15 protein-coding genes and 1 pseudogene are annotated in these 25,747 nt (G+C 72.9%); 14 read left to right on the top strand and 2 right to left on the bottom strand.

Annotation, left to right across the window (positions count from 1 at the left end):
- Positions 1–14: 14 nt before the first annotated feature.
- The 12 genes from ACGF4F_RS26440 (at position 15) to ACGF4F_RS26385 (ending at position 23,250) form a co-directional block, all read left to right on the top strand.
- Entirely contained in the window at positions 15–7,577 is a 7,563-nt protein-coding gene (locus ACGF4F_RS26440) for a DUF4157 domain-containing protein (RefSeq protein WP_393081293.1), read from the top strand.
- Entirely contained in the window at positions 7,574–8,230 is a 657-nt protein-coding gene (locus tag ACGF4F_RS26435) for a hypothetical protein (RefSeq protein ID WP_357444603.1), read from the top strand. Before ACGF4F_RS26440 ends, ACGF4F_RS26435 begins: the two co-directional genes overlap by 4 nt.
- On the top strand, positions 8,227–8,649 hold the full coding sequence (locus tag ACGF4F_RS26430) for a hypothetical protein (RefSeq protein ID WP_393081289.1): 423 nt from the start codon (positions 8,227–8,229) through the stop codon (positions 8,647–8,649). Before ACGF4F_RS26435 ends, ACGF4F_RS26430 begins: the two co-directional genes overlap by 4 nt.
- Positions 8,642–9,793, top strand: a complete 1,152-nt coding sequence (locus ACGF4F_RS26425) for a hypothetical protein (RefSeq protein ID WP_393081286.1) — start codon at positions 8,642–8,644, stop codon at positions 9,791–9,793. Before ACGF4F_RS26430 ends, ACGF4F_RS26425 begins: the two co-directional genes overlap by 8 nt.
- Positions 9,790–10,296 (top strand): phage baseplate assembly protein V, encoded by a 507-nt coding sequence (locus tag ACGF4F_RS26420; RefSeq protein ID WP_357444594.1) that lies wholly within the window; start codon positions 9,790–9,792, stop codon positions 10,294–10,296. Before ACGF4F_RS26425 ends, ACGF4F_RS26420 begins: the two co-directional genes overlap by 4 nt.
- Complete coding sequence (locus tag ACGF4F_RS26415; protein WP_357444591.1) at positions 10,296–10,640, top strand: hypothetical protein; 345 nt, start codon at positions 10,296–10,298, stop codon at positions 10,638–10,640. Before ACGF4F_RS26420 ends, ACGF4F_RS26415 begins: the two co-directional genes overlap by 1 nt.
- Positions 10,637–10,999: a GPW/gp25 family protein gene (locus ACGF4F_RS26410; protein WP_357444588.1), complete on the top strand. Its 363-nt coding sequence runs from the start codon at positions 10,637–10,639 to the stop codon at positions 10,997–10,999. Before ACGF4F_RS26415 ends, ACGF4F_RS26410 begins: the two co-directional genes overlap by 4 nt.
- Positions 10,996–13,374: a baseplate J/gp47 family protein gene (locus ACGF4F_RS26405; protein WP_393081281.1), complete on the top strand. Its 2,379-nt coding sequence runs from the start codon at positions 10,996–10,998 to the stop codon at positions 13,372–13,374. Before ACGF4F_RS26410 ends, ACGF4F_RS26405 begins: the two co-directional genes overlap by 4 nt.
- Positions 13,371–15,827, top strand: coding sequence for a putative baseplate assembly protein (locus ACGF4F_RS26400; RefSeq protein ID WP_393081278.1), 2,457 nt, complete (start codon positions 13,371–13,373; stop codon positions 15,825–15,827). Before ACGF4F_RS26405 ends, ACGF4F_RS26400 begins: the two co-directional genes overlap by 4 nt.
- Positions 15,824–17,947: a hypothetical protein gene (locus ACGF4F_RS26395; protein ID WP_393081275.1), complete on the top strand. Its 2,124-nt coding sequence runs from the start codon at positions 15,824–15,826 to the stop codon at positions 17,945–17,947. Before ACGF4F_RS26400 ends, ACGF4F_RS26395 begins: the two co-directional genes overlap by 4 nt.
- Positions 17,944–21,375 carry a DUF6519 domain-containing protein gene (locus ACGF4F_RS26390; RefSeq protein WP_393081272.1) on the top strand — a complete coding sequence of 1,144 codons (3,432 nt, stop codon included), beginning with the start codon at positions 17,944–17,946 and terminating at the stop codon, positions 21,373–21,375. The genes ACGF4F_RS26395 and ACGF4F_RS26390 overlap by 4 nt, the downstream gene beginning before the upstream one ends.
- Positions 21,376–22,125: 750 nt before the next feature.
- Positions 22,126–23,250, top strand: coding sequence for a ScyD/ScyE family protein (locus ACGF4F_RS26385; protein WP_393081269.1), 1,125 nt, complete (start codon positions 22,126–22,128; stop codon positions 23,248–23,250).
- A 336-nt stretch (positions 23,251–23,586) separates the two neighbouring features.
- Here ACGF4F_RS26385 and ACGF4F_RS26380 read toward each other — a convergent pair whose 3' ends face one another.
- Positions 23,587–23,826 (bottom strand): hypothetical protein, encoded by a 240-nt coding sequence (locus ACGF4F_RS26380; protein ID WP_393081266.1) that lies wholly within the window; start codon positions 23,824–23,826, stop codon positions 23,587–23,589.
- A 749-nt stretch (positions 23,827–24,575) separates the two neighbouring features.
- On the opposite strand from ACGF4F_RS26380, the gene ACGF4F_RS26375 reads away from it, so the two are divergent.
- Positions 24,576–24,980, top strand: a complete 405-nt coding sequence (locus ACGF4F_RS26375; RefSeq protein WP_393081264.1) for a hypothetical protein — start codon at positions 24,576–24,578, stop codon at positions 24,978–24,980.
- Positions 24,981–25,001: 21 nt separating this feature from the next.
- Here the strand turns inward: ACGF4F_RS26375 and ACGF4F_RS26370 are convergent.
- Positions 25,002–25,198 (bottom strand): annotated as a pseudogene (locus tag ACGF4F_RS26370) (transposase family protein); the annotation flags it as partial.
- Positions 25,199–25,456: 258 nt separating this feature from the next.
- Here ACGF4F_RS26370 and ACGF4F_RS26365 point away from each other — a divergent pair.
- Entirely contained in the window at positions 25,457–25,648 is a 192-nt protein-coding gene (locus ACGF4F_RS26365; RefSeq protein WP_393081261.1) for a hypothetical protein, read from the top strand.
- The last annotated feature ends 99 nt before the right edge of the window (positions 25,649–25,747 follow it).

Here is a 25,747-nt window from a genome sequence, read left to right as displayed (position 1 = left end):
CGGGAAGCGGACCCATGAACGAGCGCGAGGCGGCCGTCCGCGAGCAGCCGGCGGGCAGCGCCCCGGCCCGGGACGAGGCCCTGGCCGAACTGACCCGGGACCTGGTCGGCCGGTACGCCCCCGCGCTGGGCCTGCGCCCCGACGCCGTCCAGGTGCACCTCGGCGAGGCCGGGCGACGGGCCGTCAACCACGGCGCCAAGGGGCTCTACGCCGACGGCGCGCTCTATCTGGCCCCCGGATACGACCCGCGCCGGTCGACCGGACGGGCGCTGCTGGCCCACGAGCTCGGGCACCTGGCCCAGGCGGGCGAGGCAGGTCAGGGCGGTAGCCAGGCCGCCGGCACGGCCGCAACGGCGTACCCGACGGAGCACGCGACCGACCCGGAGGCGGAGGCCCGGGCGCTGGCGGAGGCGGCCGCGGCCGGCCAGGCGCTCTGGACACCGGCGGCGCGGCTGCCCGCCGGCGCGGTCGCCGCCGACACCGGCGTGCTCACCGCTGCACCGCGCCCCGGCCCGGCCGCGCCCAGCTCACAGGCGGCCGAACAGGCCGCGACCCGGCCGCCGGAAGCGGAACTCAGCGACCTGGTGGACCGCCGCTACCAGGCGGAACGGGCGCGGATCATCGACCTGCTGGACGGGCTGTGGGTCTCCGGCGACGACGTGCGAGGCTGCCTGCGGGTGCTGGACAAGCTGCCCTTCCTGGCCGCCCGCAGCCTGGTGCGCAGCCTCCCCCCGCCGCGGTGCCTCGATCTGGCCCGCCACCTCGACGACGGCCACCACCGGCTCTACCCGCGCGCCGCGCTGGCCGCGCTCGGCGGCCAGCCGCCCGGCCAGCTCCGGCAGCTGGAAACCGGCAACGTGCACGGCCTGAGCACCGAAGGGCTCGGCCCGATCGAGCAGCTCACCGCGGCGAACGTGCTGCGTGCCCTGCGCAGCAGCGTGCTGCGGGAGTTACTGGCCGGTGACCGGAAGTCGTACTTCCAGGGCCTGCTGACGCAACGGCCGCCACGCGACGACGACGCCCGGCGCGAGCAGGTCAGCGCGCTGCGCGACGAGGTCGCCGAGGCGACCCGGCTCGACCAGGACACCGACCTGACCAAACGGCAGCGCCAGGCCGAGCGGCTGATCGGCGAACACCGCGACGGCGAGGCGCTGGAACTTCTGGCCGCCCTCGCCCCGACCCCACCCACCGCCGACGCCCCAGCCAGCGCCGGCCCGCCCGAGCCGGGACCGCGACTACGGCACGCGGTACGCCGCCTCGACGAGGCCCGCCACATCGACACGCTCCTGGACCAGCTGCCGTGGGAGGACAAGCGGGTCGACGCGGACCTCGGCCCGCGGCTGCTGGTCGTCCTGGCCGCCCGGGAGGAGCACCAGAACCTGGCCCGGATCGAAGGGCTGCTGTCGTACGGCATCTTCGACTGGGAGATCCGGGACCGGGAGGCCCGCTTCGCGTACCTGCTGCTGCGCAGTCTGCCGCTGGCAACGCAGGACCGGTGGCGGCGGCTGGACGAGGGCCGCTGGTTCGACCGGCTGGAGGAGAACATCCCCGCCGAGGACGTCCTCGGCGGCGCGTACACCGGCGTCGGTACCCTGGCCGAACCGCTCGACCGGGCCCGGCGCAGCCCCGGTCAGGTCGACGCCGAGCAGATCGTCGCCGACATCCACCATAAGGTGCAGGACGGACTCAACGGGAACATCGCCGTCCAGCTGGTGCGCCGGCTCATCGGGCACGACCGGCCCGCCGACGAGACCGCCGACGCGGCGCTACGCGGCCGGGAGGCGCTGCGCACCGCGGTCCGCCGCCTGGACACCCTGCGCGACCTGGACCGCATCCTCGACGCGCTGCCCGACGCGTACCTCACCCACGAGATGTGGCGCCCCGAGCTGCTCGACCTGTTCGCCCTGCGCGACCCCGCCCACCTGGAACGGCAGGTGCGCCAACTGCTCGACATCGGGCTGACCGACTGGGCGGTCAACCCCCGGGAGGCCTGGCTGGCCTTCCAGCTCGTGCGGAACCTGTCGGCGGCCGATCAGGCCCGGCTGGAGGCCGAGAATCCCGACCGGTGGGCCCGGATGCGGTCGGGGATGACCCCGCAGATGCGCGCCTCCCTCGCGGTCACCGCGATCTCCGCTCCCCGCCGGGTGGAGGCCCGCGACCAGCTGCGCGACCGGCTGCGCGACGACCGGCTGTGGCGGGCCGAGCGGGCCGCCGAGCTGCGGTCGCTGATCATCCAGCTGTACGCCCTGGACGACCGGCGTTGGGTGTTCCTGCGCTCGCGTGACGTGCGCGCCGACCGGGTGCCGCAGCTGGCCGTGCTCGTCGACGAGCTGCGTCTCTACCATGCCGAACGCCAGCCCTCCTTCGAGCCGGAGATGTTGCGTACCAACGGCACTCCCACCGTGCTCGGCGACCTGGCCCGGCTGGTCGCGGTAGGGCTGAAGACGCTCTTCCTCAGCCGTGCCGGCCTGAGCATGTTCACCCCGCAGATCACCGTGCACGAGTTCGACCTGCACGATGCCCAATGGATCAGCGGTGACCTCGCCGGCGCCCGGCTGCGCGACACCGACCGCGAAGAGGCCAACAAACTGTCTCTGGCGGTCGACGCCCGGCAGGGCATCCTGCGGATCCGGCTGCCCCGGCTGGAGATCGACAGCGTCAACCGCACCTTCACCGGCAGCTCGCTGCGCACCGGCCGGATCACCCTGACCGACCTGGACGTCGTCGCCTCCTTCTCCGACCGCGGGTACGAACGGCCGGTCGGCGGGCAGGTCGGGATGAGCGCACTGAGCGTCTCCGACGTGGTGTATGCCAGCGACTCACTGCCCGGCGGGCTGCTCGGGCTGTCCCGGTTCGGACTGTCCACGCTGGGCTTCCGCACCGGGGCGACCGGCGATGAGGATGTGACCGAACCCAGCCGGCGGGGCTGGATCGGCATCCCGATCATCAACCCGCTGATCCACCTGCTGCACAACGTCATCTCGTTCTACGGCGGACTGCCGTTCCTGTCGAAGATCAGCGACGCGCTGCTCGCCCCGTACACCGCCGGTGCTCCCTTCCTGGCCCGGCAGTTCACCTCGCTGACCGCCGGGGAGATCTTCGCGCCGCTGGCCAACGCCACCCTCGGCCTGCTCACCGACGGGGTGTTCCGCCCGCCCCGCACGGTGGGCGAGCGGGCCCAGGACGCGGTGGCGATGCTGCACTCGCTGCAGGTCAGCTTCGCCAGCGCCACCGCCGAGGGACTCTCCTTCGCCGGCATGCAGCAGATCGGCCGGATCGAGGTCGGCCGCACCCTGATCGGCCTCGGCAACACCCTGCCGGCCCAGCTGCGCGCCGAGCGGGAGTCGCTGCGGGAACGGCTCGGCCGGGCCACCGGCCCGGACCGCGCCGCGCTGCAGGAGCGGTTGACCGCGGTCACCACCCAGCTCACCGAGCTGCAGCCGCTGGAGCGGGAGCTGCACACGCTGGAGGCACGGCACCGCTGGCACGCCGACTCGCTGACCGAGGCCGAACGGCGCCAGATGATCGACCTGTCCGACCGCCTGCGGCAGTCGACCGGCGGCACCATCGACATCGGCGGCATCCGAGTGACCGGGCTGACCGGCCAGGTCGAGGCCGCCGGGCTGGAGATCGACCCGATCCACGCCGAGGGTTCGATGCCGTCCCGCTCCGGGCAGTACCTGCCCGACGACGAGCTGATATCCCGGTTCCGCCAGGACCGGGCACCGGCCGACCCGGTCGCCACCGCCCGGGCCAGCACCGGCTCGGTCAGCGTCGCCGGCGTACGGCTGCTGCCCGGCGCCGACGGCGAACCGGCCGTCCGAATCACGGCCGGTGAACTGCCCACCCCAGAGCAGGTCGCCGCGCAGGTGCGCGCCCTGCCCGACGAACCGGCGTGGGCCACCCGGCGGGCCGAGCTGACCCGCTGGGTGACCGACCTCGGTCGGCTGCGGGACCTGGAATCGCTGCCCGCCGAGCCGGTCGACGAGGCCCGCCGGTATATCCCGCGGCACCGCACCGCCATCCAGGAGCGGGAGCTTCAGCAGCTGCGGGAACAGGCACGGCGATACTTCGGCCTCACCATCGGCGGGCTCACCGCGACCGGGCTGAGCGCGACCATGGACCCGGCCACGCTGGGCGTCGAACTCCGCCTCGCCGAGGTCACCGCCACCGACCTGCACACCGGCGCGACCACCGTGGACCGCCTCGACGCGCACCGGCTGCGGCTGCGGGCCGACCTGGACAACGCCGACGGCGGGGCCCTGCCCGCGGAACTGGCCGCCCCGGCCGGCGCGCAGGGGCTGCCCGCCGGACGGTCCGCCGTCGGCTTCGGCGTCGGCGACCTCGCCATCACCGGCGTCACGACGCCCAGCACGACCGCCACCCGGATCGCCTTCACCGCGCCCACCCGCGCCGACGGCCAGCCCGGCGAGGCGATCCACGGCCGGGTGGTCCCCCGCGGCGACGACCTGGAACTGCCCGACCTGGTGGTGGAGCACACCGAACTGACCGGGGCCGCGTTCCGCTCACCCACCCGCCGCTTCTATTCCACCGGCAGCACCCGCATCGGCCGCACGAGCCTGGACGTGCTGGTGCGGACCGGCGCGGCGGCGGGCGGCCGACAGGTCCGCGGCGCGCTGATCCGCACGATGGAGATCGACCGGATCGACGCCGACCAGGTCGGCATGGACGTCACCGATCCCGCTCCCGGCTACTCGGCGGAGGCCACCTCCGGCGCGCTGATCGGGCTCCGACTCCGCGACCTCGACCTGGACCTGTCCGGCGAGGAGATGACCTACTCCGGACGGTTGAGCATCACCCAACTCGACCAGCTGCGGTTCGCCGTGGTCTCCCGGGCGTTGCAGGGCGACCCCACCACCATCACCGGCACGATAAGCGGCCGACCGACCGGATCAGCGCCGGAGTCAGCGGACCCCGGTGACAACTCCAGCTCCGCACGCCGCGACCTGGCCGCCGCCGTCACGGTCGACCTGATCCGCGCCCGCGACCACCAGGTGGATCCGGACACCGGGCGGATCATCAGCGATCCCGTCGACAGCCAGCGGGTCCAGCTGGACGGGCTCACCCTGACCGACACCACGATGCGTACCGCGGACGGCGTGGTCACCGTCCGCCGGGCCGGCCTGGGGGGACGGATCGTCACCGAGCAGGCCGGCGGCCTGCGGTTCGAAGACATCGGGCCCGCCCGCATCGAGCTCTCCGCGATCGACTGGCGGGCCGGTGACGGTCGCATCTCCTCCCGTGGCCCGACGGTGCTGGACGGAGTCACCGTCACCGGCCGCTGGGACAGCACCCCCGAGCGGCGCGGCCCGGACGACAAGATCGTCCCCGGCACCGCCGACCTGGTCGTCAAGCACCTGCACATCGACCGGATCACCGGCCGCGACCTGCGCTACCGCAGCGGCGTGCTGGACGTGGGAATCGGCCGGGGGCAACGGCTCCCGGCCGGCGTACCCGACCTGCCACCGCTGGAAATTCTAGACGTGAGCCTGCATGACCTGCACTGGTCGCGGGCCGCCGGGCTGGTGGCCGGCGGGCTCACCACCGGCGCCACCCGGCTGGAGATCGCCGGACGGGTCGACGAGGCGCTGCACGTCGACGGTGCGCTCTGGGCGGCCCAGCTCACCCTCGCCTTCGGCCGGGGCGGCCGGATCGATGCCCGGGTGGTCGGGGGTGAGGGGCACCTCGGCCTCGGACCCCGACCGGGCGAACACACCCAGCACGTGGGGATCCAGGACCTGGACACCGGGCTGATCCGGATCGGCCCGGACCGGATCGACATCGGCCCGGACGGCGAGCCGGGGCTACGGCTGGCCACCGTCGCGGTGGACGCGCTCAACTGGCAGGGGCAGTCGCTTGGCCTGCGCATCCCTCAAGGTGAGGGCGCGATCAGCCTGATGGGGATCACCGCGCGCGCCAGAATCGACCTGCACCCGCCCGGCACCCCCGGCGGCCGCCTCCGCGCGCTGCTGCTGCGCGAACTGGTGGTCGAGCGGACCCTGGCCAGCGGCCTGCTGGTCGACCTCGGAGACGGTACGACCATCCGGTTGGATCCCGACCGCGAGGCGGTGCTCGGTGAGTTGCGGCTGCGGCCGGCCCCGCCGCTGGACGGGTTCCTGGTGGAGCCGACCCAGACCGCGGAGGGGATGCGGATCCTCGGCGGGCTGGACATCGCCGCGATCAGCGCCCCCCGGGTCGGTTTCGACATTGGCGCCTTCCTCGCCGGCGGCACCGCCGACTTCGGCGCCGCCGGTCTCACCGTGAACTTCCTCGATTACGGCGGCCTACGGCTCGACCTGCGTCAACCGACCCTCACCGCGATCAGCGCCCAGGTCATCTCCGACTCCCGGCGGGCACTGCGGCTGCTCGGCGCGCCCGCCGGGCGGCCCGAGTACGGGCTGCGGTTCACCTCGATCGGCTACGAGCAGGAACCGGCGACGCCCGGCGGCGCGGCAACCCCCGGCCGACGGGTGACCGCCACCGGCGGGGAGGTCACCGGCCTGACCTTCACCGATCCCGGCCTCGGCCTGCACGTCTTCGTCGAGCAGGGCCTGCTCGGTGACCTCACCCACGACCTGAACTCCGGCGCCGGTGAACTGCCCTCGCTGGACATCCGCAACGCCACATTCAGCCTGGACGTCGGCGCGCTACTCGGCGCGCCGACCCCAGCCGCCCGCACCACGAGCGCGCAACGACGCGCCGCCATGGCCACGCAGTGGGACGCCCTGCTGCGGAACCTGGACACCTACCACCTCGGCGAGGTCCTCGACAGCCTCAACGGCCACATCGACTTCGACGTCGCCCACGACGGCTTCCTGTACGGCGAGCGGACCTGGGAGGTCCGGTTGGCCGTCCGCAACGGAGCGCTGGACTACCGGCGGCTCACCGGCGCGCTGCCCTGGTGGACACCGGGCCGCTTCACCCTCGAGGGCGACGACCTGATCTACCGGGTGACGCTGCCGAACGCCGCACCGGAAGCCGCGGGCATGCAGGAGCCGAACAACATCGACCTGCTGCGCTGGCGGCTCACCACCGGCGAGGTCGAGCAGGCCCGAGCGCACCTCATCCGCCTCAACCGGCTGCTGCGTCCGGCCACGGAATCCCGCGACGACCTGATTCACACCATCGCGGACCTGCAGGACGACGAGCCGTCGACGGAGCCGCCCGGCCGGTTGGCGATCCGCAACATCGACGTCGACCTGTCGGTCAACAACCCGCGGGAGATCACCCTGCCACTCGGCGGCGACAACGAGATCGTGCTGGCCCCCGACGCCCTGGTACATCTCACGGTCGGCGGCGCGCTGAGGCGTGGTTCCGCGGGGATCGGCCGGCCGGGCGCCCTGCGGCCCATCGCGCTGCGCAGCGCCACCGTGGCCCGGGTCAACCTGCTGTTCGACAACGTCGGTCTGTCCACCGGCCAGATCCGGATCACCGACCTGACCGACTGCTCGCTGAGCTTCGACGGGCTGAATCCGCAGCTGCTCACCGGCCGCATCACCCGGGCCGTCGCGGAGCACATCCGCTGGAGTCGTCCCACCACTGGAGGCACCCCTTGACCAGTCCGCTCAGCCCTCGTCTGCTCCGCGCCGGCCTGGTCGTCCTCGACCCGGACAGCGGCCGGACCCGACGCGTGATCACCCTTCAGTACAACCCGGACACGCTGACCCGGGGCTTCCAGCTCAAGACCGGCGGCGCCGAGGGCGGCGCGAAAGCCGAGGCGCTGCGGATCACCGGCCCGCCGGTGCAGACCCTCACCCTCGAGGCCGAGCTGGACGCCGCCGACCAGCTCGCCGAGCCCGACGGCAACCCCGACGCGCTCGAACTTGGCCTCACCGCCCAGCTGGCCGCGTTGGAGTCACTGGCCTATCCCGCCCTGACCGCCGTACAGGACGCCGCGGCGCTGCTGGCCGCCGGAACCCTGGAAGTCGTGCCGCCACCGGCCCCGCTGGTGCTGCTGGCTTTCGGACGGCGCCGGCTCTGGCCGGTACGCATCACCGAGCTGACCATCACTGAGGAGGCGTTCGACCCCATGCTGAATCCGATCCGCGCCAAGATCCGGTTGGGTCTGCGGGTGCTGACCGTGAACGACGTGGGCACCACCGGCCGCGCCGCCGGCCTGGCGATGGCCGCGCACCAGCAGCTCGAACAGCTCGCCGGCCGGGCGCGCGGCGGCCGGCTGACGGACCTCGGCATCGGCCGGCTGCCGTGAGCGAGCCGACCGAGATCGACCCGGCGCTGGTGGCCGCCCACAGCCGCGTCGCGGAGACCGTCTTCGCCGCCACCGGCACCGGCGGCGTCGGCACACCGTCGGCCGGGGCGATCCTCCCGGACAGCCGGTACGCGACGGTCGGCACCGCGGTGACCGTCGACCCCGACACCGGCCAGGAGATCGTCCACCTGCGCCGCCGGTTCGTGCCGCCCGCCGAGCGGCTGGCCACCGCCGGCTGGGAGCGGGTCGCCGACGGCGACCGGGCCGACCTGCTGGCCGCCCGCACGGTCGGCGACCCGTCCGCGTTCTGGCAGCTCTGCGACGCCAACGGCGCCTTCGACGCGGCGGAGCTGGAGCAGCCGGGCCTGGTGGTCCGGGTGGCGTTGCCCGAGGGCTTCCCGGGGGTCGGCGATGCCTAGCGGGGTGCGGCTGCAACTGCTGATCGGGCCGCTGACCTTCCGTGCCGCCCCGTTTGAGCTGGTGGAGGCGTTGCAGGAGGCGCAGGTCACCCAGAACGCCGGGCAGCGTTCAGGGTTCCAGCTCCGCTTCGCCATGGGCCGGGGCTCGCGGGTGGAGCGGATGCTGGCCGACGGCAGCCTCGACCCGCCGACCCGGGTGCTGCTGGTGCTGCACCTCGACGGCCGCCCGCAGGTGCTCTCCGACGGGGTGGTCACCCGGCACGACGTCGCCCGCAGCAACGAGGCGGGCGCGTCCACGCTCACCCTCACCGGCGTCGACGTCAGCCAGATGATGGACCTGATCGACCTGTCGGGGCTGCCGATGCCCATGCCCGCCGAGGCGCGGGTGCTGACCCTGCTCGCCCCGTTCGCCGCGTACGGGGTGGTGCCGATGCTGGTGCCCAGCGTGCTGGTCTTCGCGCCGAACCCGGTACAGCGGGTCCCGGCGGTGCGGGGCACCGCCTTCGCGTACCTGTCCCAGCTCGCCGACGAGGTCGGATACACGTTCTACGTCGAGCCGGGCCCCACGCCCGGCGTGAACACCGCCTACTGGGGGCCGGAGGTCCGCGCCGGCCAGGCCCAGCCGGCGTTGACCGTGAACTCCGACGCCGGGTCCAACGTGGAGTCGCTGTCCTTCTCGTTCGACGGGGTGCAGAAGACCGTCTACCTGCTCACCGCCTTCCCGGAGCAGCTGCGGGTGCCGATTCCGCTGCCGGTGCCGGACGTCACCCCGCTGAATCCGCCGCTGGGCCGGAAGGTCCCGGTCCCGCTGTCGTACCGGCGGATGAACATCGGCCGGTCCAACCCGAGCAGCACCGACGACGCCACCGCGCGGATGGACGTGGTGCAGACGCTCGCCCGGGGCCTGGCCCGCGCCGCCCAGTCCGCGAACGTGATCACCGGCTCCGGCTCGTTGGACGTGCTGCGCTACGGCCGGCTGTTGCAGTGCCGGCGGCTGGTCGGGGTGCGCGGTGCCGGGCGGGCCTACGACGGCGAGTACGCGGTCAAGAGCGTCACCACCACGGTCAAGGCGGGTGAGGTGAAGCAGCGGTTCAGCCTCAGCCGCAATGCGCAGATCTCTAACTCCGGAAGGGCACAGACATGACGACCAGGTACTACGGCAAGTATCGCGGCACCGTGGTCAACCACATCGACCCGTTGCAGCAGGGTCGGATCCAGGTGACCGTCCCGGACGTCGCGCTGCCCCCGTCCACCTGGGCCATGCCCTGCTTCCCGCTGGCCGGGATCCAGGCGGGCATGTTCGCGGTGCCGCTGCCCGGCACCGGGGTGTGGGTGGAGTTCGAGCAGGGCGACGCCGACCATCCGATCTGGACCGGCTGCTGGTACGGGTCGAAGGCGGAGATCCCCGCGCTGGTTGCCTCCGCCCCTCCCCCGACCCCGCCGATCGTGTTGCAGACCCCCGGGCAGGCCACCCTGATGATCTCCGACGCCCCCGGCCCGGCCGGTGGCATCCTGCTGAAGACGCTGACCGGGGCGATGATCTCGATCAACGACACCGGGATCATCATCTCCAACGGCAAGGGCGCCTCGATCACGCTGCTCGGGCCGACCGTGGCCGTCAACCAGACCGCGCTGACGGTGACGTGATGCCCGGACCACTGCTGCATGTGGGAGCCGTCATGTCCTGCCCGCACGCCGGGCCGGTCACCCCGCAGACCGGCAACTCCCGGGTGCTGGTCAACGGGCTGCCGGTCGTCACCGCCACCGACGCGTACCCGGTCACCGGCTGCCCGTTCCAGGTGCCCGTCGGCGCGGGCACCAAACCCCAGCCCTGCGTCCGGATCCAGTGGACCACCCCGGCCGCCCGGGTGCTGGTCAACGGCCAGCCGGCGATGCTCGCCACCAGCGTCGGGCTGGGCATGAGCGCCGAAGGCATCCCGCAGGGGCCACCGACAGTGGCCGGATTCCAGATCAGGGCGGTCGCGTCATGACGTACCCCGCGTTTCCCTGGCGTCCCGACAACCGGGGCCGCTCGGGGCTGGCCAGCCCTGAGCGGCACGTCGCCGACCTGGTGGAGGCGGTGCTGTTCACCATGCCCGGCGAGCGGGTGAACCGGCCGGACTTCGGTGCGGGCCTCGGCCAGCTGCTCTTCGCCCCGGTCGACGACGCGGTGGTGGGTGCCGCCGAACTGCAGGCCCGCAGCGCGCTGCAGCGCTGGCTCGGTGAGCTGATCGAGGTGGACGAGGTCCGCGTCGACCTGGCCGAGGCGGCCGTGCGGGTGCATGTCGGCTACCGGCTGCGCGCCACCGGCCGGCCGGCGGAGGTCTCCATCGCAAGGGGGAACCCATGACCGCACGGTGCACCGACGACGAGCGCCGCGCCGAGATCGCCCGCCCCGGCAGCGCGTTCAACGGCATCGACTGGGTCGAGGTGGACGCGGCCGACCAGAAGCTGCTGCGGGTCGGGTTTTTGCATCCGCTGCCCGGCCAGCCCGGCGGCGTGCCCGCCGGGGCGCCGCTCGTCGCCGCGAACGTGCTGGTCGAGGGCGGGGTACGGATCACCGGCGTCCGGGTGCTCAGCATCGCCGCCGCCGGTGCGGTGCTCACCGTGCAGGTCGACCGGGCGGGCGACTTCTCCCCGTACACGCTGCGGCTGGTGCGCTCGGCGGTGGACGACCAGGTGCCGCCGGGGTTCGACCCGGTGCTGTCGGCGGCGACGTTCTCCTTCAAGGCGAACTGCCCCAGCGATCTCGATCCGGCCGCGGCGGCGGCCACCGCCCCCGCGCCCCGGGCGCCCGCCGCCCCGGCCGACTACCTCGCCAAGGACTACGCCGGCTTCCGGCGGCTGATGCTCGACCGGCTCGCGGCCCTGCCCGGCTGGGCCGAACGCAACCCGGCCGACCCCCTGATCACCGTGGTGGAGGCGCTGGCGCACGTCGCCGACCGGCTGTCCTACCGGCAGGACGCCGCCGGCACCGAGGCGTACCTGGGCACCGCCCGCAGCCGGATCTCGGTGCGCCGGCACGCCCGGCTGCTCGACTACGCCGTCCACGACGGCTGCGCCGCCCGGGCCTGGCTCAGCGTGCGGGTCGCCGCCGGGTCCGACGTCGAGGCTCGCGGGATCCCGGCCGGCACCCCCGTGCTGGCCGCCGACCGGGCCACCCCGACCGTGCGGCCCGCCGACGCGGCCGTGCTGCTGGCCGCCGGCGCCTCCGGCTTCGAGACGTTGACCGCGCTCGCCCCGCGGGCCGACCGCAACGAGATCGCCCTGTACGTCTGGGGCGGCCGCGACTGCCGCCTGCCGGCTGGCGCGACGGGAGCCACCCTGGTCGACCAGCCGGCCACCGGTCTGGCCCGCGGCGACCTGCTCCTGCTCGAGGAGGTGGTCTCCCCGTACACCGGCCGACGGGCCGACGCCGACCCGACGCACCGGCAGGTGGTGCGCCTGGTGTCGGTGCGCCCGGACACCGACCCGGTGCAGGGGGTCAACGTGCTGCACGTGGAGTGGAGCGTCGCCGACCGGCTGGCGTTCCCGCTCACCGTCACCGCCCCCGTGGCCGGTGCGGGCACCGACCACGTGGTCACCTGCGCGGTCGCCCGAGGCAACGTGGTGGCCGTCCAGCACGCCATCCAGGTACGCGGGCAGCTACCGCCCGCCGCGGAGACGCGGTGGCGTCCGGTGCTCACGGCCGAGCCGGTGGCGGCAGCCGTTCCGTTCGCGGCGGACGCGCCGGCCAGCCAGGCCCTCGAGCAGGACCCGCACGCCGCGGTGCCGCTGATCCGGCTGGAGACCACCGAGGGCATCTGGCGGCCGCGCCGGGACCTGCTCAACGCCGACCGGTTCGACCAGGGTTTCGTCCCGGAACGCGAACGCGACGGCCGGGTCAGCCTGCGCTTCGGCGACGACGTGTCGGGCCGCCGGCCGCCCGCCGGCACGGTGTTCCAGGCGACCTGGTGGCGCGGCGGCGGCGTGTCCGGCAACCTCGGCCACAACGCGCTGACCACCCTGGCCACCGACCGCTCCGGCGTGCTCGGCGTGACCAACCCGCTGCCCGCCGTCGGCGGCACCGACCCGGAGGACATCGAGCACGCCCGGCAGCACGCGCCGGTCGCCTTTCTGAGCCAGGAACGCGCGGTCACCACCGACGACTGGGTGGCCGCGGCGCTGCGGCTGCCGGAGGTGCACAACGCCACCGCCCGGATCCGGTGGACCGGCTCCTGGTGGACGGTGTTCCTCACCCTCGACCTGGTCGGCGGCCAGCGGCTGGCCGACGAGCCGGGCCTGGCCCGCCGGCTGGCGGGCCGGCTCGACCGGTTCCGGGTGGCCGGGTACGACCTGCAGTTGCGCGACCCGGTCGACCTGCCGGTCGAGCTGCGTTTGTGGGTGTGCGTGACCCCCGGCACTTTCCGCTCCGACGTCCGCCGGGCCCTGCTGGACCTCTTCTCCGACCGGGACCTGCCCGGCGGGGACCGCGGGTTCTTCCACCCCGACCGGTTCAGCTTCGGCACCCCGCTCTACGTGAGCCAGGTGCTCGCCGCGGCGGTCGCCGTCCCGGGCGTCACCGACGTCCGGGTCACCGAGCTGCACCCGGTCGGGGTGGCACCCGGGAATGAGCTGACCGCCCAGGTGCTGCGCGCCGGCGACGCCGAAGTGATCCGCCTCGACAACAACCCCAGCGTGCCGGAGCACGGCATTCTGCACCTCGACCTGGTGGGTGGACTGTGACGACACAAGTGGGCCGCGGCCCCAACCCGCCCGGCCGCGAGGGCATCGACTACCGGCTGGGCCGGCAGGCGGACTTCGCCGCGGACATGGTGGGCGGGCTGGGCGCCCGCCCGGAACTGGCCGGCCTGACCACGCGCGAGGTCGACGACCCGGCGATCGCCCTGCTGCACGCCTGGGCGACCACCCTGGACGTGCTCGCCTTCTATCAGGAGCGGATCGCCAACGAGGGGTTCCTCGGCACCGCGACCGAGCGCGGCTCGGTGCTGATGCTGGCCCGGGCCATCGGATACGAGCTGCGCCCCGGCGTCGCCGCCACCAGCTGGCTCTCCTTCACCGTCAGCGCCACCCCTGGAGCGCCGGACGGCGTGCCGATCCCGGTGGGCAGCCAGGCGCAGAGCGTCCCCGGCCCCGGCGAGCTGCCCCAGGTGTTCGAGACCGTCGCACCGCTGCTCGCCCGGCCCGAGCTCAACGCGGTGGGGCTGCGGGTCACCGAACCCCGCGCGCCCCGCTCCGGGGATGCCACGCTGTACCTGGCCGGCACGGACACCGTGCTCACCCCCGGCAGCGCGCTGCTGGTGCTCGGCCCCGACTGGTTCGACGTATGCCGGGTGCGGGCCGCCACGGCGGTGCTGCCGCCGGCTGCGGCCACCCTCGACGGCGGCGAGCTGGTGCCCGCGTACACCGTGGTGGAGCTGGACGCGCCACTGGTCGCCCGGGCCCTTGGCGCGGAGCTTCGCCAGCAGGTGACCGGGGTGCAGGTGCACCTGCTGGCGCAGCGGGCCGCGCTGTTCGGATACAACGCCCAGCCCTGGACGGCGCTGCCTGTGGCGCTGCGGGTGGGTGAGCTGAACCCGGGCACCACACAGGTGCTGCCCGGGGCGTACGCGACCCGGAAGGACACCTGGGCCGACGCCCCATTCGACAAGGAGGACCGCCAGCTGCACCTGGACCAGTCGTACCCGTCGATCGTGGCCGGCTCGTGGCTGGTGCTGGAGACCGACGGGACGCCGCAGCTGCGCCGGGTGAGCACGGTCGCGGACCTGCCGGCGGCGGACTTCGGGATCGCCGCCCGCACCACCCGGGTCACCGTGACGGGCGGCGACTCGGACACGTTCTCCCGCCGCACCACCGTGGTGCTCGGGGACAGCCGGCTGCTCGATCTCGCCCCGGTGCCGCGCACCGCGCCGCTGGCCGGGGTGGCCACCCTGGAGCTGGCCCGCCCGACGCCCGGCCTGGAACCCGGCCGACGGCTGGTGCTCACCGGCGTTGATCCGGCCGGCGCCGTGGTCTGCGAGGTGGTCACCGTGCGGCGGGTTCGCGACGACGCCACGGTGGATCTCGAGGCGACCATCGTGCACGCCTACCGGCGCGACAGCGTCCGGGTGCTGGGCAACGTGGCGCAGGCGACCCACGGGGAGAGTCGGACCGAGGTGCTCGGCGGCGGCGACGCCCGGCAGGCGTTCCAACGCTTTACGCTGCGGCACACGCCGCTGACCCACGTCCCCGCCGCCACCGCCAGCGGATCGCGCACCACCTTGGCGATCTGGGTGGACGGGGTGCGCTGGCAGGAGGTGCCCGCCCTGCTCGGTCAGGCCCCCACGGCCCGGGTCTACACCGTCCGCAGAGCCGACGACGGCACCGTCACCGTCACTTTCGGCGACGGCCGGACCGGGGCGCGGCTGCCCACCGGGCAGGACAACGTGGTCGCCACCTACCGGTCCGGGATCGGCCGCCTGGCCGACCTGGCGCCGGGACGGCTGACCATCCCGCTGTCCCGACCGCTGGGCCTGATGGAGGTCACCAATCCGGTCCCCGCCGCCGGCGCCGACGATCCCGAGGGCGTGGACCGGGCGCGCCGCAACGCCCCGCTTGCGGTACGGACCCTGGGCCGGGTCGTCTCCCTCGACGACTACGCCGACTTCGCCCGCGCGTTCGCCGGTGTCGGCAAGGCCCGCGCGGACCTGGTCTGGGACGGGCACCGGCAGATCGTCCTGCTCACCGTGGCCGGTCCCGACGGCACGGCGATCCCGGAGGGCGCTGCGGTGCGCGCCGACCTGCTGCGCGCCCTCGACGCCGCCCGGCAGCCCGCCGTGCCGGTGCGGATCCTCGGGCACCGTCGCCGGCGGGTCGCGGTGACGGCCCGGCTGCTTGTCGCACCCGGGCACCGGTTCGCCACGGTCGCCGCGGCCGCCCGGTCGGCGCTGGTCGCCGGCCTCTGCTTCGACGCCCGCGACTACGCCCAGCCGGTACGCGCCAGCCAGGTGCAGGCCCTGCTGCACGAGGTGCCGGGGGTCGCGGCCGTGGTGCTGGAGCTGCTGCACGACGCCGAACAGCCCGCCATCCGGGCCGACGTCATCGCGGCCGCCCCGGCCCGCCGGATGGGCGACCTGTTGCTCCCCGCCGACCTGCTCACCGCGGACACCGGTGACATCACCCTGCTGGAGGCATCGTGAGGGCCGAGGAGATCTGGGCGCTGCTGCCCGCCGCCCTGCGCAGCCAGGACGAGGCGGCCGGCGGTGTGCTGCGCGCACTGGTGGAGGTGATGGCGGAACAGGCCGTCCTGCTCGACGCCGACATCGACCAGCTCGCCGACGACTGGTTCGTGGAGACCTGCGCCGAGTGGGTGGTGCCCTATCTCGGCGAGTTGGTGGGCGCGGGCCGGCTGCACCCGCTGCCGGACGGGACCGCTTTCTCCGACCGGGCCCGGGTCGCCGACACCATCCGGTTCCGGCGACGCAAGGGCACCACCGCCGCGCTGGAGGAGCTGACCCGGGCGAACACCGGCTGGAGCACCGCCGCGGTCGAGTTCTTCGAACGCCTGGTGGTCACCCAGCACGTCAACCACGTCACGACCGCGCCGGCGACCGCGGCGATCCGCGACGCCGAGCCTCTCGAACTGGTCGGCGGCCCGTTCGAGCCGGTCTGCCGGACCGTGGACGTGCGAGCGATGGGCGCCGGGCAGGGCCGCCCCAACATTCCCAACATCGGCATGTACGTGTGGCCGCTGCCGTCCTATCGGCTGGACAGGGCAACCGCCGCCCCGGCCGCCAACCTGCCCGACAGCCGGTGGTGGATCGACCCGACCGGGGTGGACCGGCAGCTCACCGGACCGACGGTGACCGAGCCGGACATCGACCACCGCGCCGACGAAGCCAACGTGCCCGGCCCGCTGCGCCGCCGTCCGCTGCGCGACGAACTGGCCGCGCTCACCTCCGCCGCACCGCCCGCCGCCGAGGAACTGCGCTGGTTCCGGGAGGATGACCCCTCCTTCGTGGTGTGGATCCAGCCGACACCGGGCGACGAGCTGCGCCCCGTACCCCTGGAACACCTGCGGATCTGCGACCTGACCGGCTGGGGGCTGCCAACCGGCAGCCTGGTCCGGGTCGACCCGGTGCTCGGCCGGGTGACGGTCGCGGCCGGACGGCCCGTGCACCGCCTCGCCGTCTCCTGGTGGTACGCCTTCAGCGCCGACATCGGCGCCGGCCCGTACCCCCGCCGCGGTGACCTGGGCCCGGCCGACGGGCCGGTGGACTGGCAGCTCGGGGTGAGCGTCACCGAGCCGCCCAGCCCGGGTGAGGTGGTCGCCTCGGTCGGGGAGGCCGTCACCGCCTGGCATGACTGGCAGGCCGCCCACCCGGGCACCACCGGGCGGATCGTGCTGATGGACAGCCACCGCTACCTGGAGAACCTGGCCGTGCAGGTCGGGCAGGGCAGCCGGCTGAGCATCGTCGCCGCCCAGTGGCCCCGGCCGCCAGATCGGCCACGCCGGCAGAGCGACCTCGACCCGGTCGGTGTCCGACCCTGCCTGCTCGGCAACGTGTCGGTCACCGGGACCGGCACCGGCGACCGCCCCGGCGAGCTGATCGTCGACGGCCTGCTGATCTCCAAGCCGCTGACCGTCACCGCGCCCGTCGGGGGCGGGCCGGGCCTGGGCCGGGTCGAACTGCGGCACTGCACCGTCGGTCCGTCGGCGGCCGGGCTGGCCGTCGCCGCCGGCAACGACCGGACCCGGGTGCTGGTACACCGCTGCGTCACCGGCGCGCTGGCCATCGGGGGCGGCCCGCTCACCGTGGCCGACACCCTGGTGCACGGCGGGATCGCCGCCCCGGACGCCGAGGCGGACCTGGCCGGGGTGACCGTTATCGGCACCACCACCGCGCGGGTGCTGACCGCCACCGACTGTCTCTTCGACCAGCCGGTCACGGTGGCCCGGCGGCAGCAGGGCCACGTCCGCTTCAGCTACCTGCGGCCCGGCTCGGTCACCCCACGCCGGTACCGCTGCCAGCCGGACCTGGCCCAGCAGGCCCGCCCCGGCGATCCCGACGTGGCCACCCGCGTCGGACCGGCCTTCGCCAGCACCAGCTACGGCAACGCCACGTACGGCCGGCTCGCCGAAACCGCCGCCGCCGAGCTGCACAGCGGCGCGGAGTCCGGCGCCGAGATGGGCGCGTTCCGGCGCGCCCTGACCCCGCAACGCCTCAACAACCTCGCCCTCGCGCTGGCGGAGTACCTGCCGCTGGGGCGAGTGGCCGCTCCCCTACCCGTCCTGCCCACCGGAGGATACCCACGATGAAGGGCGACATCAGCCGCTCCACCTTCGACCAGCGGCGGCACGCCACGAGCGTACGCAAGCAGCAGGGCCGGGTGGACCTGGACGCGGACTGGAACGAGCAGCAGGACATCCAGGGGCATCTGCGGGCGACGGCGCTGACCGACGTGGTCGGCGCGGCCGGCGCGCCGCTGGTCGACGGGGCGTTCGCGCTCACCGGCGGCGCCGACCTGAAGCTGTCGGCCGGCCGGTACTACCTCGACGGGGTGCTGTGCGAGAACGACGCCCAGGTCTCCGTCTTCGCCCAGCCCGACGTCCCGGCGGCCGGGCCGTTCGTGCGCAAGCTCGACGGCACCTGGCTGGCCGCCGGCGCCGCGGTTCCCGCCGGGGTGTACGTCGCCTGGCTGCAGGTGTGGTCCCAGCACCTGACCGCCATCGAGGACCCGAGCCTGCGCGAGGTAGCTCTCGGCGGCCCGGACACCACCACCCGCCTGCGCACCGCCTGGCAGGTGCGGTTGTTGCAGGCCGGGCCGCCGAACGCCCCGGTCGGCTGCGCGGACACCCCGCCCGGCTGGGCCGAGCTGACCGCCGCCTCCACCGGCACCCTCGCCGTGCGCGCCGACCCGACCGGCACCTCCGGTGGCGACTGCGTCATCCCGGCCGGATCGCCGTACGCCGGGTTGGACAACCAGTACTACCGGGTGGAGATCTTGGCCGGCGGCGCCCCGGGCACGGCCACCTACGTCTGGTCCCGGGACAACGCCTCCACCCTGGCTACCTGGGAAAGCATCGACGTCGACGTGCTGACCGTGAAGGTCCCCGGGCGGGACGGCAGCGCCGGCTTCGCCAACGGCTCCTGGGTGGAGCTGACCGACGACACCCGGGAGCAGAACGGCGTGCCCGGCACCCTGGTCCAGGTCGACCGGGTGGAGAGCGACCGGATCGTGATCCGGCCCGCCACCGCAACCGGCAGCCTCAATCGGGCCGACTTCCCGAAACGGCCGCGGGTGCGCCGCTGGGACGGGCGGGGCACCGTCCCGGCCGGCGGCGCCGAACTCGACCTGGAGCTCGGCATCAAGATCCGCTTCGCGGCCTCGGGCAGCTACCGGACCGGAGACTGGTGGTCCTTCCCCGCCCGGTCGGCGGTACACGACGTGGAGTGGCCGCGGGTCGGCACCACGCCCGTGCCGCAGACCCCGCACGGTCCCCGCCGGACGCACGGCCGGATCGGCATCGTCGCGTACGACGGCACCCAGTGGAGCGTACTGCGCGACTGTCGACCGGTGTTCGCCCCGCTGACCCGGCAGCTCACCCTGAGCCTGCTCGGCGGGGACGGCCAGGAGGCCGTGCCGGTGCCGGCCAGCCCGGCCACCCTGGTGCCGCTCGGCCACGACCTGGTGGCCGGCGTCGCCATGGGGGGCCAGCCGGTGGCCAAGGCCCGAGTCAGGTTCAGCGTCACCACCGGCCAGGGCAAGGTGACCTCCGGCGCCACCACCGCCGCCAGCGTCACCGTCGAGACGGGCACCGACGGGCGGGCCCGCTGCGCCTGGCAACTCGACTCCGGCACCGCCACCCAGGAGGTCACCGCCCAGCTCCTCGACGAGGCCGGGCAGCCCACCCACCTACCGCTGACCTTCACCGCCAGCCTGGCCCGCGCCGACCGGGTGTCGTACGACCCGACCGGGCGTCCGGCGCTGGCCGGGGCGACCACCGTGCAGGCCGCCATCAACCAACTCGCCGCGAGCGCCACCGGCGGCTGGGCGACCCTGACCATCCGGCCGGGTATCGACTGGGTGCGGGCCCTCAACACATTGCCCGCCGGGGACGTGCTGATCTGCTTCGCCCCCGGCCTTTACACCAGCGACACACCAGTCACCTTCACCGGCCGGGCCAACATCCGGCTACTGGGCAGCGGCCCGGCCAGCCGCATCGTCGTGGAGGGCCACGAGTACGCGCTGATGTTCGACAACTGCGGCTCCGTGTCGGTATCCCACCTGGCGGTCGAGACTCCCGGCCGGGCGGACGACGGTGGCCGACTCGGACCGGTCACCGCGGTCAACTGCGCCGAGGTCACCGTCGAGCACGTCCAGCTCGCCGGAGTGGCTGGCGCGTCTGCGCACAGCACCTGCCTGACCGTCCGCAACGACCAGGGCACCCCGCCCGGCCGGGTTCGGGTACTCGACTCGGACTTCCTCATCGGCCATGGCCAGCAGGGCGTGCTCCTGGTCAACCCCGACCACGCCGTCATCACCCGCTGCCGCTTCTCCTGCCCGCCCCGCCCGGACTCGCTCACCCTCACCGAGCTGGTCCAGGACGAGAAGTTCCGCAGCGAGCTCGCCACCCAGCTCGTCGGCCGGCTCGTCCTGGACCGCGACAACCTGCTGGTACGCGGCGAGTGGAACACCGTCGTGCGGGTCGGCCAGTGGGCCGTGCGGATGAACTCGATGGTCCCGGAGAGCGAGTGGAAAACGCTGAGCGCGATGTATCCGCCCACCGCCGAGGACGTCCGCAGCAAAGAGACCGCCGGGGCGTACGTGCTGCGGCTGGCGGACCTGGCCACCGAGGACCCGGGACGGTTGCCGACCTACAAGCGGCAGCTCACATCGTTGAAGGGGCGCCTCGGCGGGACCGCCGGGCGGATCTTCGACACCGACGAGGGACGCAAGACCCTGCGCGACTACCTGATCGGCGAGGGGATTGACGTACGGCGCGGCGACGACCTCGCCCGGGACCGCCGCCAGGTCGCCCTGCCCGCCGCTGGTGCCAGCCTCCGCTTCGACTCGGCCGTGTCGCAAGGGGCATGGGAGGCGGCGGTCGCCGCCTCGCCGCCGTCGCGTCCGGTGCAGACGCCCTCCGCCGCCGCCAGGCACCTACGTAGCGTCGCCGACCGCATCCTGGTGGAGCCTGCCTTCGGCGAGAAGTACGCCGGCACCTACCGGCAGGAGCTGATGGCGGCCGCCGAGGTTTCGGTGGCCGCCTGCGGGGTGGTGATCGGCGGCGGGACCGCCGTCGGGGACGTCGAGGTCTCGAACTGCCGCTTCGACCAGGTCGCCGAGGGCGTCCATATCGGAGTGTCGTACCGCAAGGGGCCGCCCATCCAGGGCCGCACCATCCGGGTCACCGGCAACGACATTCACCTCTACAAGCCCTGGTGGCGCGGCGCGGCCTCGACCCGCGGCATCAAGATCGGCAGCATGCGCAACGTGTTCGTCTCCGACAACCGGATCTCGGTGGCCGCCGGCGCGGGGGTCGGCATCTGGGCGTTGTCCGCCGGCGGCCCGATCATGGCGATCCGCGACAACCTGGTGCAGAACTGCAATCCCGGGATCATGTGCAACCCGTCCTGGAACGGCCAGCCGGCCAAGCGCCTGTGGTCGGTCACCGACAACGTCTCGATGGACGGGCCGCTGCAGATCGGCGGTGGGGCGCGCAGCTCCGGCAACGTGAGTTGAGCTGTCATATGGACGACTGCACGGCCACGCCAATCGGCCTACGCTGTCCATGACTGCCAAGTCAGCACGGTTGCGGAGAGCAGATGCGATCCAGGGGTTCAAGTCCTCTTAGGTAGTCGCCAAACGGCAAGGCGGGTCCCGCAGGGGCCCGCCTTGTCCAGTTTCTGATCGCCCAGATGGGGCTTTTCGACGCCCCACCGCCAGTCCGCCAGGCCAGCCCCTCCCGGCGACGGCACGTGACTGCAAGTAGACGTCGGAGGCTCTGCGGAAGGTAAGCGCCCGCCAGCCATCCCACTTCGGTGCATAGGCCAGGTTCGGACCCTCGGGCACGGAATTGACGGGCGCGGCGAGCATCGGGGCGACAGGCCGGCGCAGCACCAGCCCACCCGGCGACGTCTCCCACCGCCGGGCCGGGCTTACCCCCTCCGGCCCTGTCCGCCCCGACCGCGAGCGCTGCTCATGTCCCGTCCCTCCCCCGACATCGTCAGGCAGCGGGACCGGGCCTCGGGCGCAGATCAGGCACAACGAATGCATGCGACCTGCGCGTAACGAAATCAAGTTGTCCACCTCGGTGTGCCTGCCCCGACCCCGATCGCCCTGCGCAAACCCGCCTCGGCATCTTGTCCGGGCAGCCTCGGCGGTCGTCCACCCGACAACGTCGCCGCTCAGGCCCGGAACCCGGTTAGCGTCGCGGAAGTTGTGACCGTTGTGCACAGCATGATTCGAAAACACGAGGAAGGAGACCCAATGGTGAGGCTCAAGCTCCGGTCTGCCGGCGTTGCCGTCGCAGTCGCCGGCCTCGTCGTCGCGTCGACACCCGACGCGGCGACGGCGGCCACCAGCAAGACCCGCGCCGAGGGCATGAGTGTGATCGCCACCGGGCTCGACAATCCGCGGGGCCTTGCCGTGACGCCCGAGGGAGTCGTGCTCGTCGCCGAAGCCGGCAGAGGTGGCCAGGCGCCATGCCTCGTCGGCGGCCAGGACCAGGTGTTCTGCCTGGGAGCCACAGGCGCGATCACCGCGGTCCGGGGACACCAGCAGAAGCGGGTGGCCACCGGGCTTCCGTCACTGGGCACGCCTACCCAGTCCGAGGTCCTCGGACCGCACGACATCGCGCTGACCCCAGCCGGGCCGCTGGTCACCATCGGCCTCGGCACGGACCCGCAGCGCCGGGCCCAGCTGGGTACCGCCGGGGCGCTCATCGGCCAGACCGTGCGGCTCGGGCCGTCGGGCGCAAACTCCTTCGCCGACCTGGCCGGCTGGGAGGCGGCGAACAACCCAGACAGCGACCAGCCCGGCACCGGACCCGACAGCAACCCGTACGGACTGGTGCCATACCGGGATGGAGCCGTGGTGACCGACGCGGGCGGCAACACCCTGCTGCGTCTCGACCGCAGGGGCCGCATCTCCCCGCTCGCCGTGTTCCCGACCACCCCGACGCCGAACCCGTTCGGCGGACCGAACATCCCGATGCAGTTCGTGCCGACCACGGTGACGACGGGACCGGGCGGCGCCCTCTACGTCGGCCAGCTGACCGGATTCCCGTTCCCCGTCGGCGGGGCCAAGGTATGGCGCGTCACGCCCGGCCAGACGCCCACCGTCTACGCCGAAGGCTTCACCAACATCACCGACATCGCCTTCGACCACAAGGGCAGGCTGCTCGTCCTCGAGATCACCGCCAACGGCCTGCTCAGCGGCGACCCGACCGGCGCGCTGATCCGGGTGGAGCGCGACGGATCGCACACCGAACTCGCCCGGGCCGGCCTCATCACCCCCACCGGCCTGGCGGTCGCCCCGGACGGCACCATCTACATCTCCAACAAGGGCACCATGGTCGGGCAGGGCGAGGTGCTGCGGCTGCACGTGCGCCAATGACCCACTGAGCAACCGCCAGTAGGGCCCCCGCTCCGTCAACGCCGCCCACCGCCCGGCCTCACGGCGCCGGCCGGGCGGTGGGCAGCCAGGTGAACAACGGCCGAACGGCTCCCGCCAGCGGGCGTGCTGTACAACCTCGCCCCACTCCTATCCCTCGGGCCGGCCTACTCACGCATCTAACAAGGACAACGCGAACTCATCCACCACACCCTCGTCTCCCGCGACCTACGCCTCGCCAGCGTCGACAGCGCCGACAGCATGGCCTGGGCGGCCTGAATGGCCAGCGGCTGATTCCCTTCAGGATCAGCATGTAGCGGGTGCCCAGCGGTCCGGTGATCAGGCGGGCGTCTCCTTGCTGGAGTGCAGCGCATCCAGAGTGAGCATCATCCCGGTCACGTCCAGGGGTGCCAGCAAGTCGGCGATGACCCGCGCTCTCGCCGCGCTTGTCCGTGACCTGACGTGACCCAGGATCACCCCGCGATCGTGGGTGACCGCAGCGACGAGGAACACGTGCCCGGTCGGGGTGCTGCAGCTCTCCACGAGCCCGTCGGCGGTGCTCGCCCAGCCGCCCGGCATTCGTACTGACGCGCAAACCTGTTCTCAACCGCGCGCGAGCTTCTCGAAGAGCTCGACTCGGACGATGCGGTCCGATCTTCGGCGCGCAGCGGGATGTGCCTACTCGGCGGTGGCCGGCGCGATGAGCTGCTCACCGAGCTCACGCGTGACTGGAATTCCAGCGACCGAAGCAGCCGTGGATCCTGCTTCTTGCCGATCGTGCCGATGACTTCCTGTCGCTGCGCCGCCTTGCATCGAGAACGCGATGATGCACGCCACGCGCGGTCACGGGCTGGTTAATCAATCATGGCCCGCAAGCCGTTGCATTGGAAGATGTTGACCTTCCAGCAACGGTCCCGCGACCGTACACCAGCCCCAGCAGCGTCGCAATGGCACTGCTGTGCCGGGCACCCCTTACGTGCGCTGCCGTTTGGCCACGGAATAACCATTCTCGACGGTCACTCACGGGGCCATGGTTCGCGGCCCACCGGCATCCCGACCGTCCTTTGTTCGGCACCGCTCCATCGCGTCGGTACGACGGCGAGGCAGCCGAGGTGTTCGCCGGTCGGATGCACACCGCCGGCGGACCCGGCGGGTTCGCCGCCGAGGCTGCTCGCCGGCCGGGCGGTGGCCGGCTTCGGCGGCGATCCTGGTGTGCCTGGGCACCCTCGTCAAGGCGCACGACCTCAACATGCAGGAACCATGCAGGAACCAGGCGTCAAACAGGCGCGCGGAATGCTTCACTGTCCGTCGTTACATTCCTCAGATCGATGGGATTGCAAGTGAAAAGACGGCTTTCTCGTATCACCGCGGTCGCTGCTTCTCTCACCGTGGCCGTCACGCTGGGAATCGCAGGCCCGGCAAGCGCCGACGATGGCATCGACTGGGATCACCACTGGTCTGTCCCGGGCGGCGATGTCTACGTTGAGGAACACGGCGACATTGTGATGGTGTGCGACACCAAGGCCGATGGTAAGGGCGTTCACGGCCTTGTGAAGGACTATTACACGGGAATCATCGCGTACGAGTTCGACGAAACTGCGGGTGCGTTTACCTGCATCAAACTTTCAGCCAGCATGGGGGGACGCTACAACTTGGTCGAAGGCCATTACTACGGCGTCTCGTTCTACGTCGGCGACTCCCATGAAGTCGGCTTCTGGACTAATGATCACTGAGGCATTCATAGTGAGTCGTTCTCATCCTGCGTAGCGGTTCGCTTCGGCGATCGTGCAGGACGAGGATGGCCTGCACGATCGCGGTGGCTCGGCCTGGCAGTAGCGCAGCTTGGCGAGGACTTCCAGGTTTTGAGCGTGGCGATGGTTCGTTCGCCGCGGGCGCGGATCTTCGCGTGGGCCCGGTTGACGGCCTTCTGCCGCCTGGCGACCAGAGATCGTCAGCGTGGATGCCGTGTGCTGGCGCGATGGCGTTGTGGGTCTGGGCGCTCAGGTGGTGTAGACGGCGTTCCAGAGGGTGAGCCAGGCCTGGGCACGGGGCCAATGTGGAGACCTGAAAGTGCGGCTGGAGTAGTAGTGTTCGCAGGCCGCCATCGGAAACCTCCTGACATGTACAGCACCGCGAGGTGCAAGACCATGAATTCGCCCCGCCACCGGTCGGACCGGTTGGTTCTGGGTCGTTCACCTAGGACGAGGCGGTGGAGGAACTCGCCTCGGAGCAGGGGTGGCAGCGTGTCGAGGAGGTCGCCGAGGAGGGTGCACGCCAGGTGCTCTGGATCGTCAGTCCGGGAACAAGCCTCACTTACACCGAGGACCCCGTGTCGCATAACGCCTATGCCCTGTTGGTGGGCGAGGACCGCCCTCAACCGGGGTTTTTCCGGTCGAAGTAGCTACTTCGACCTGAAAAGTAGATCGACGAGGCTGGCTGCGCGCTGCGTGGTTGGCCTCGTTGTCGTTGATCAGGGTGGGCAGGTCGGTGCGGCGTAAGG

The sequence above is a fragment of the Micromonospora sp. NPDC047740 genome, from assembly GCF_043204735.1.
Classification (GTDB): Bacteria; Actinomycetota; Actinomycetes; order Mycobacteriales; family Micromonosporaceae; genus Micromonospora.
Note: the sequence above shows the minus strand (reverse complement) of the source record. Positions and strands in the feature narration are given on the sequence as shown.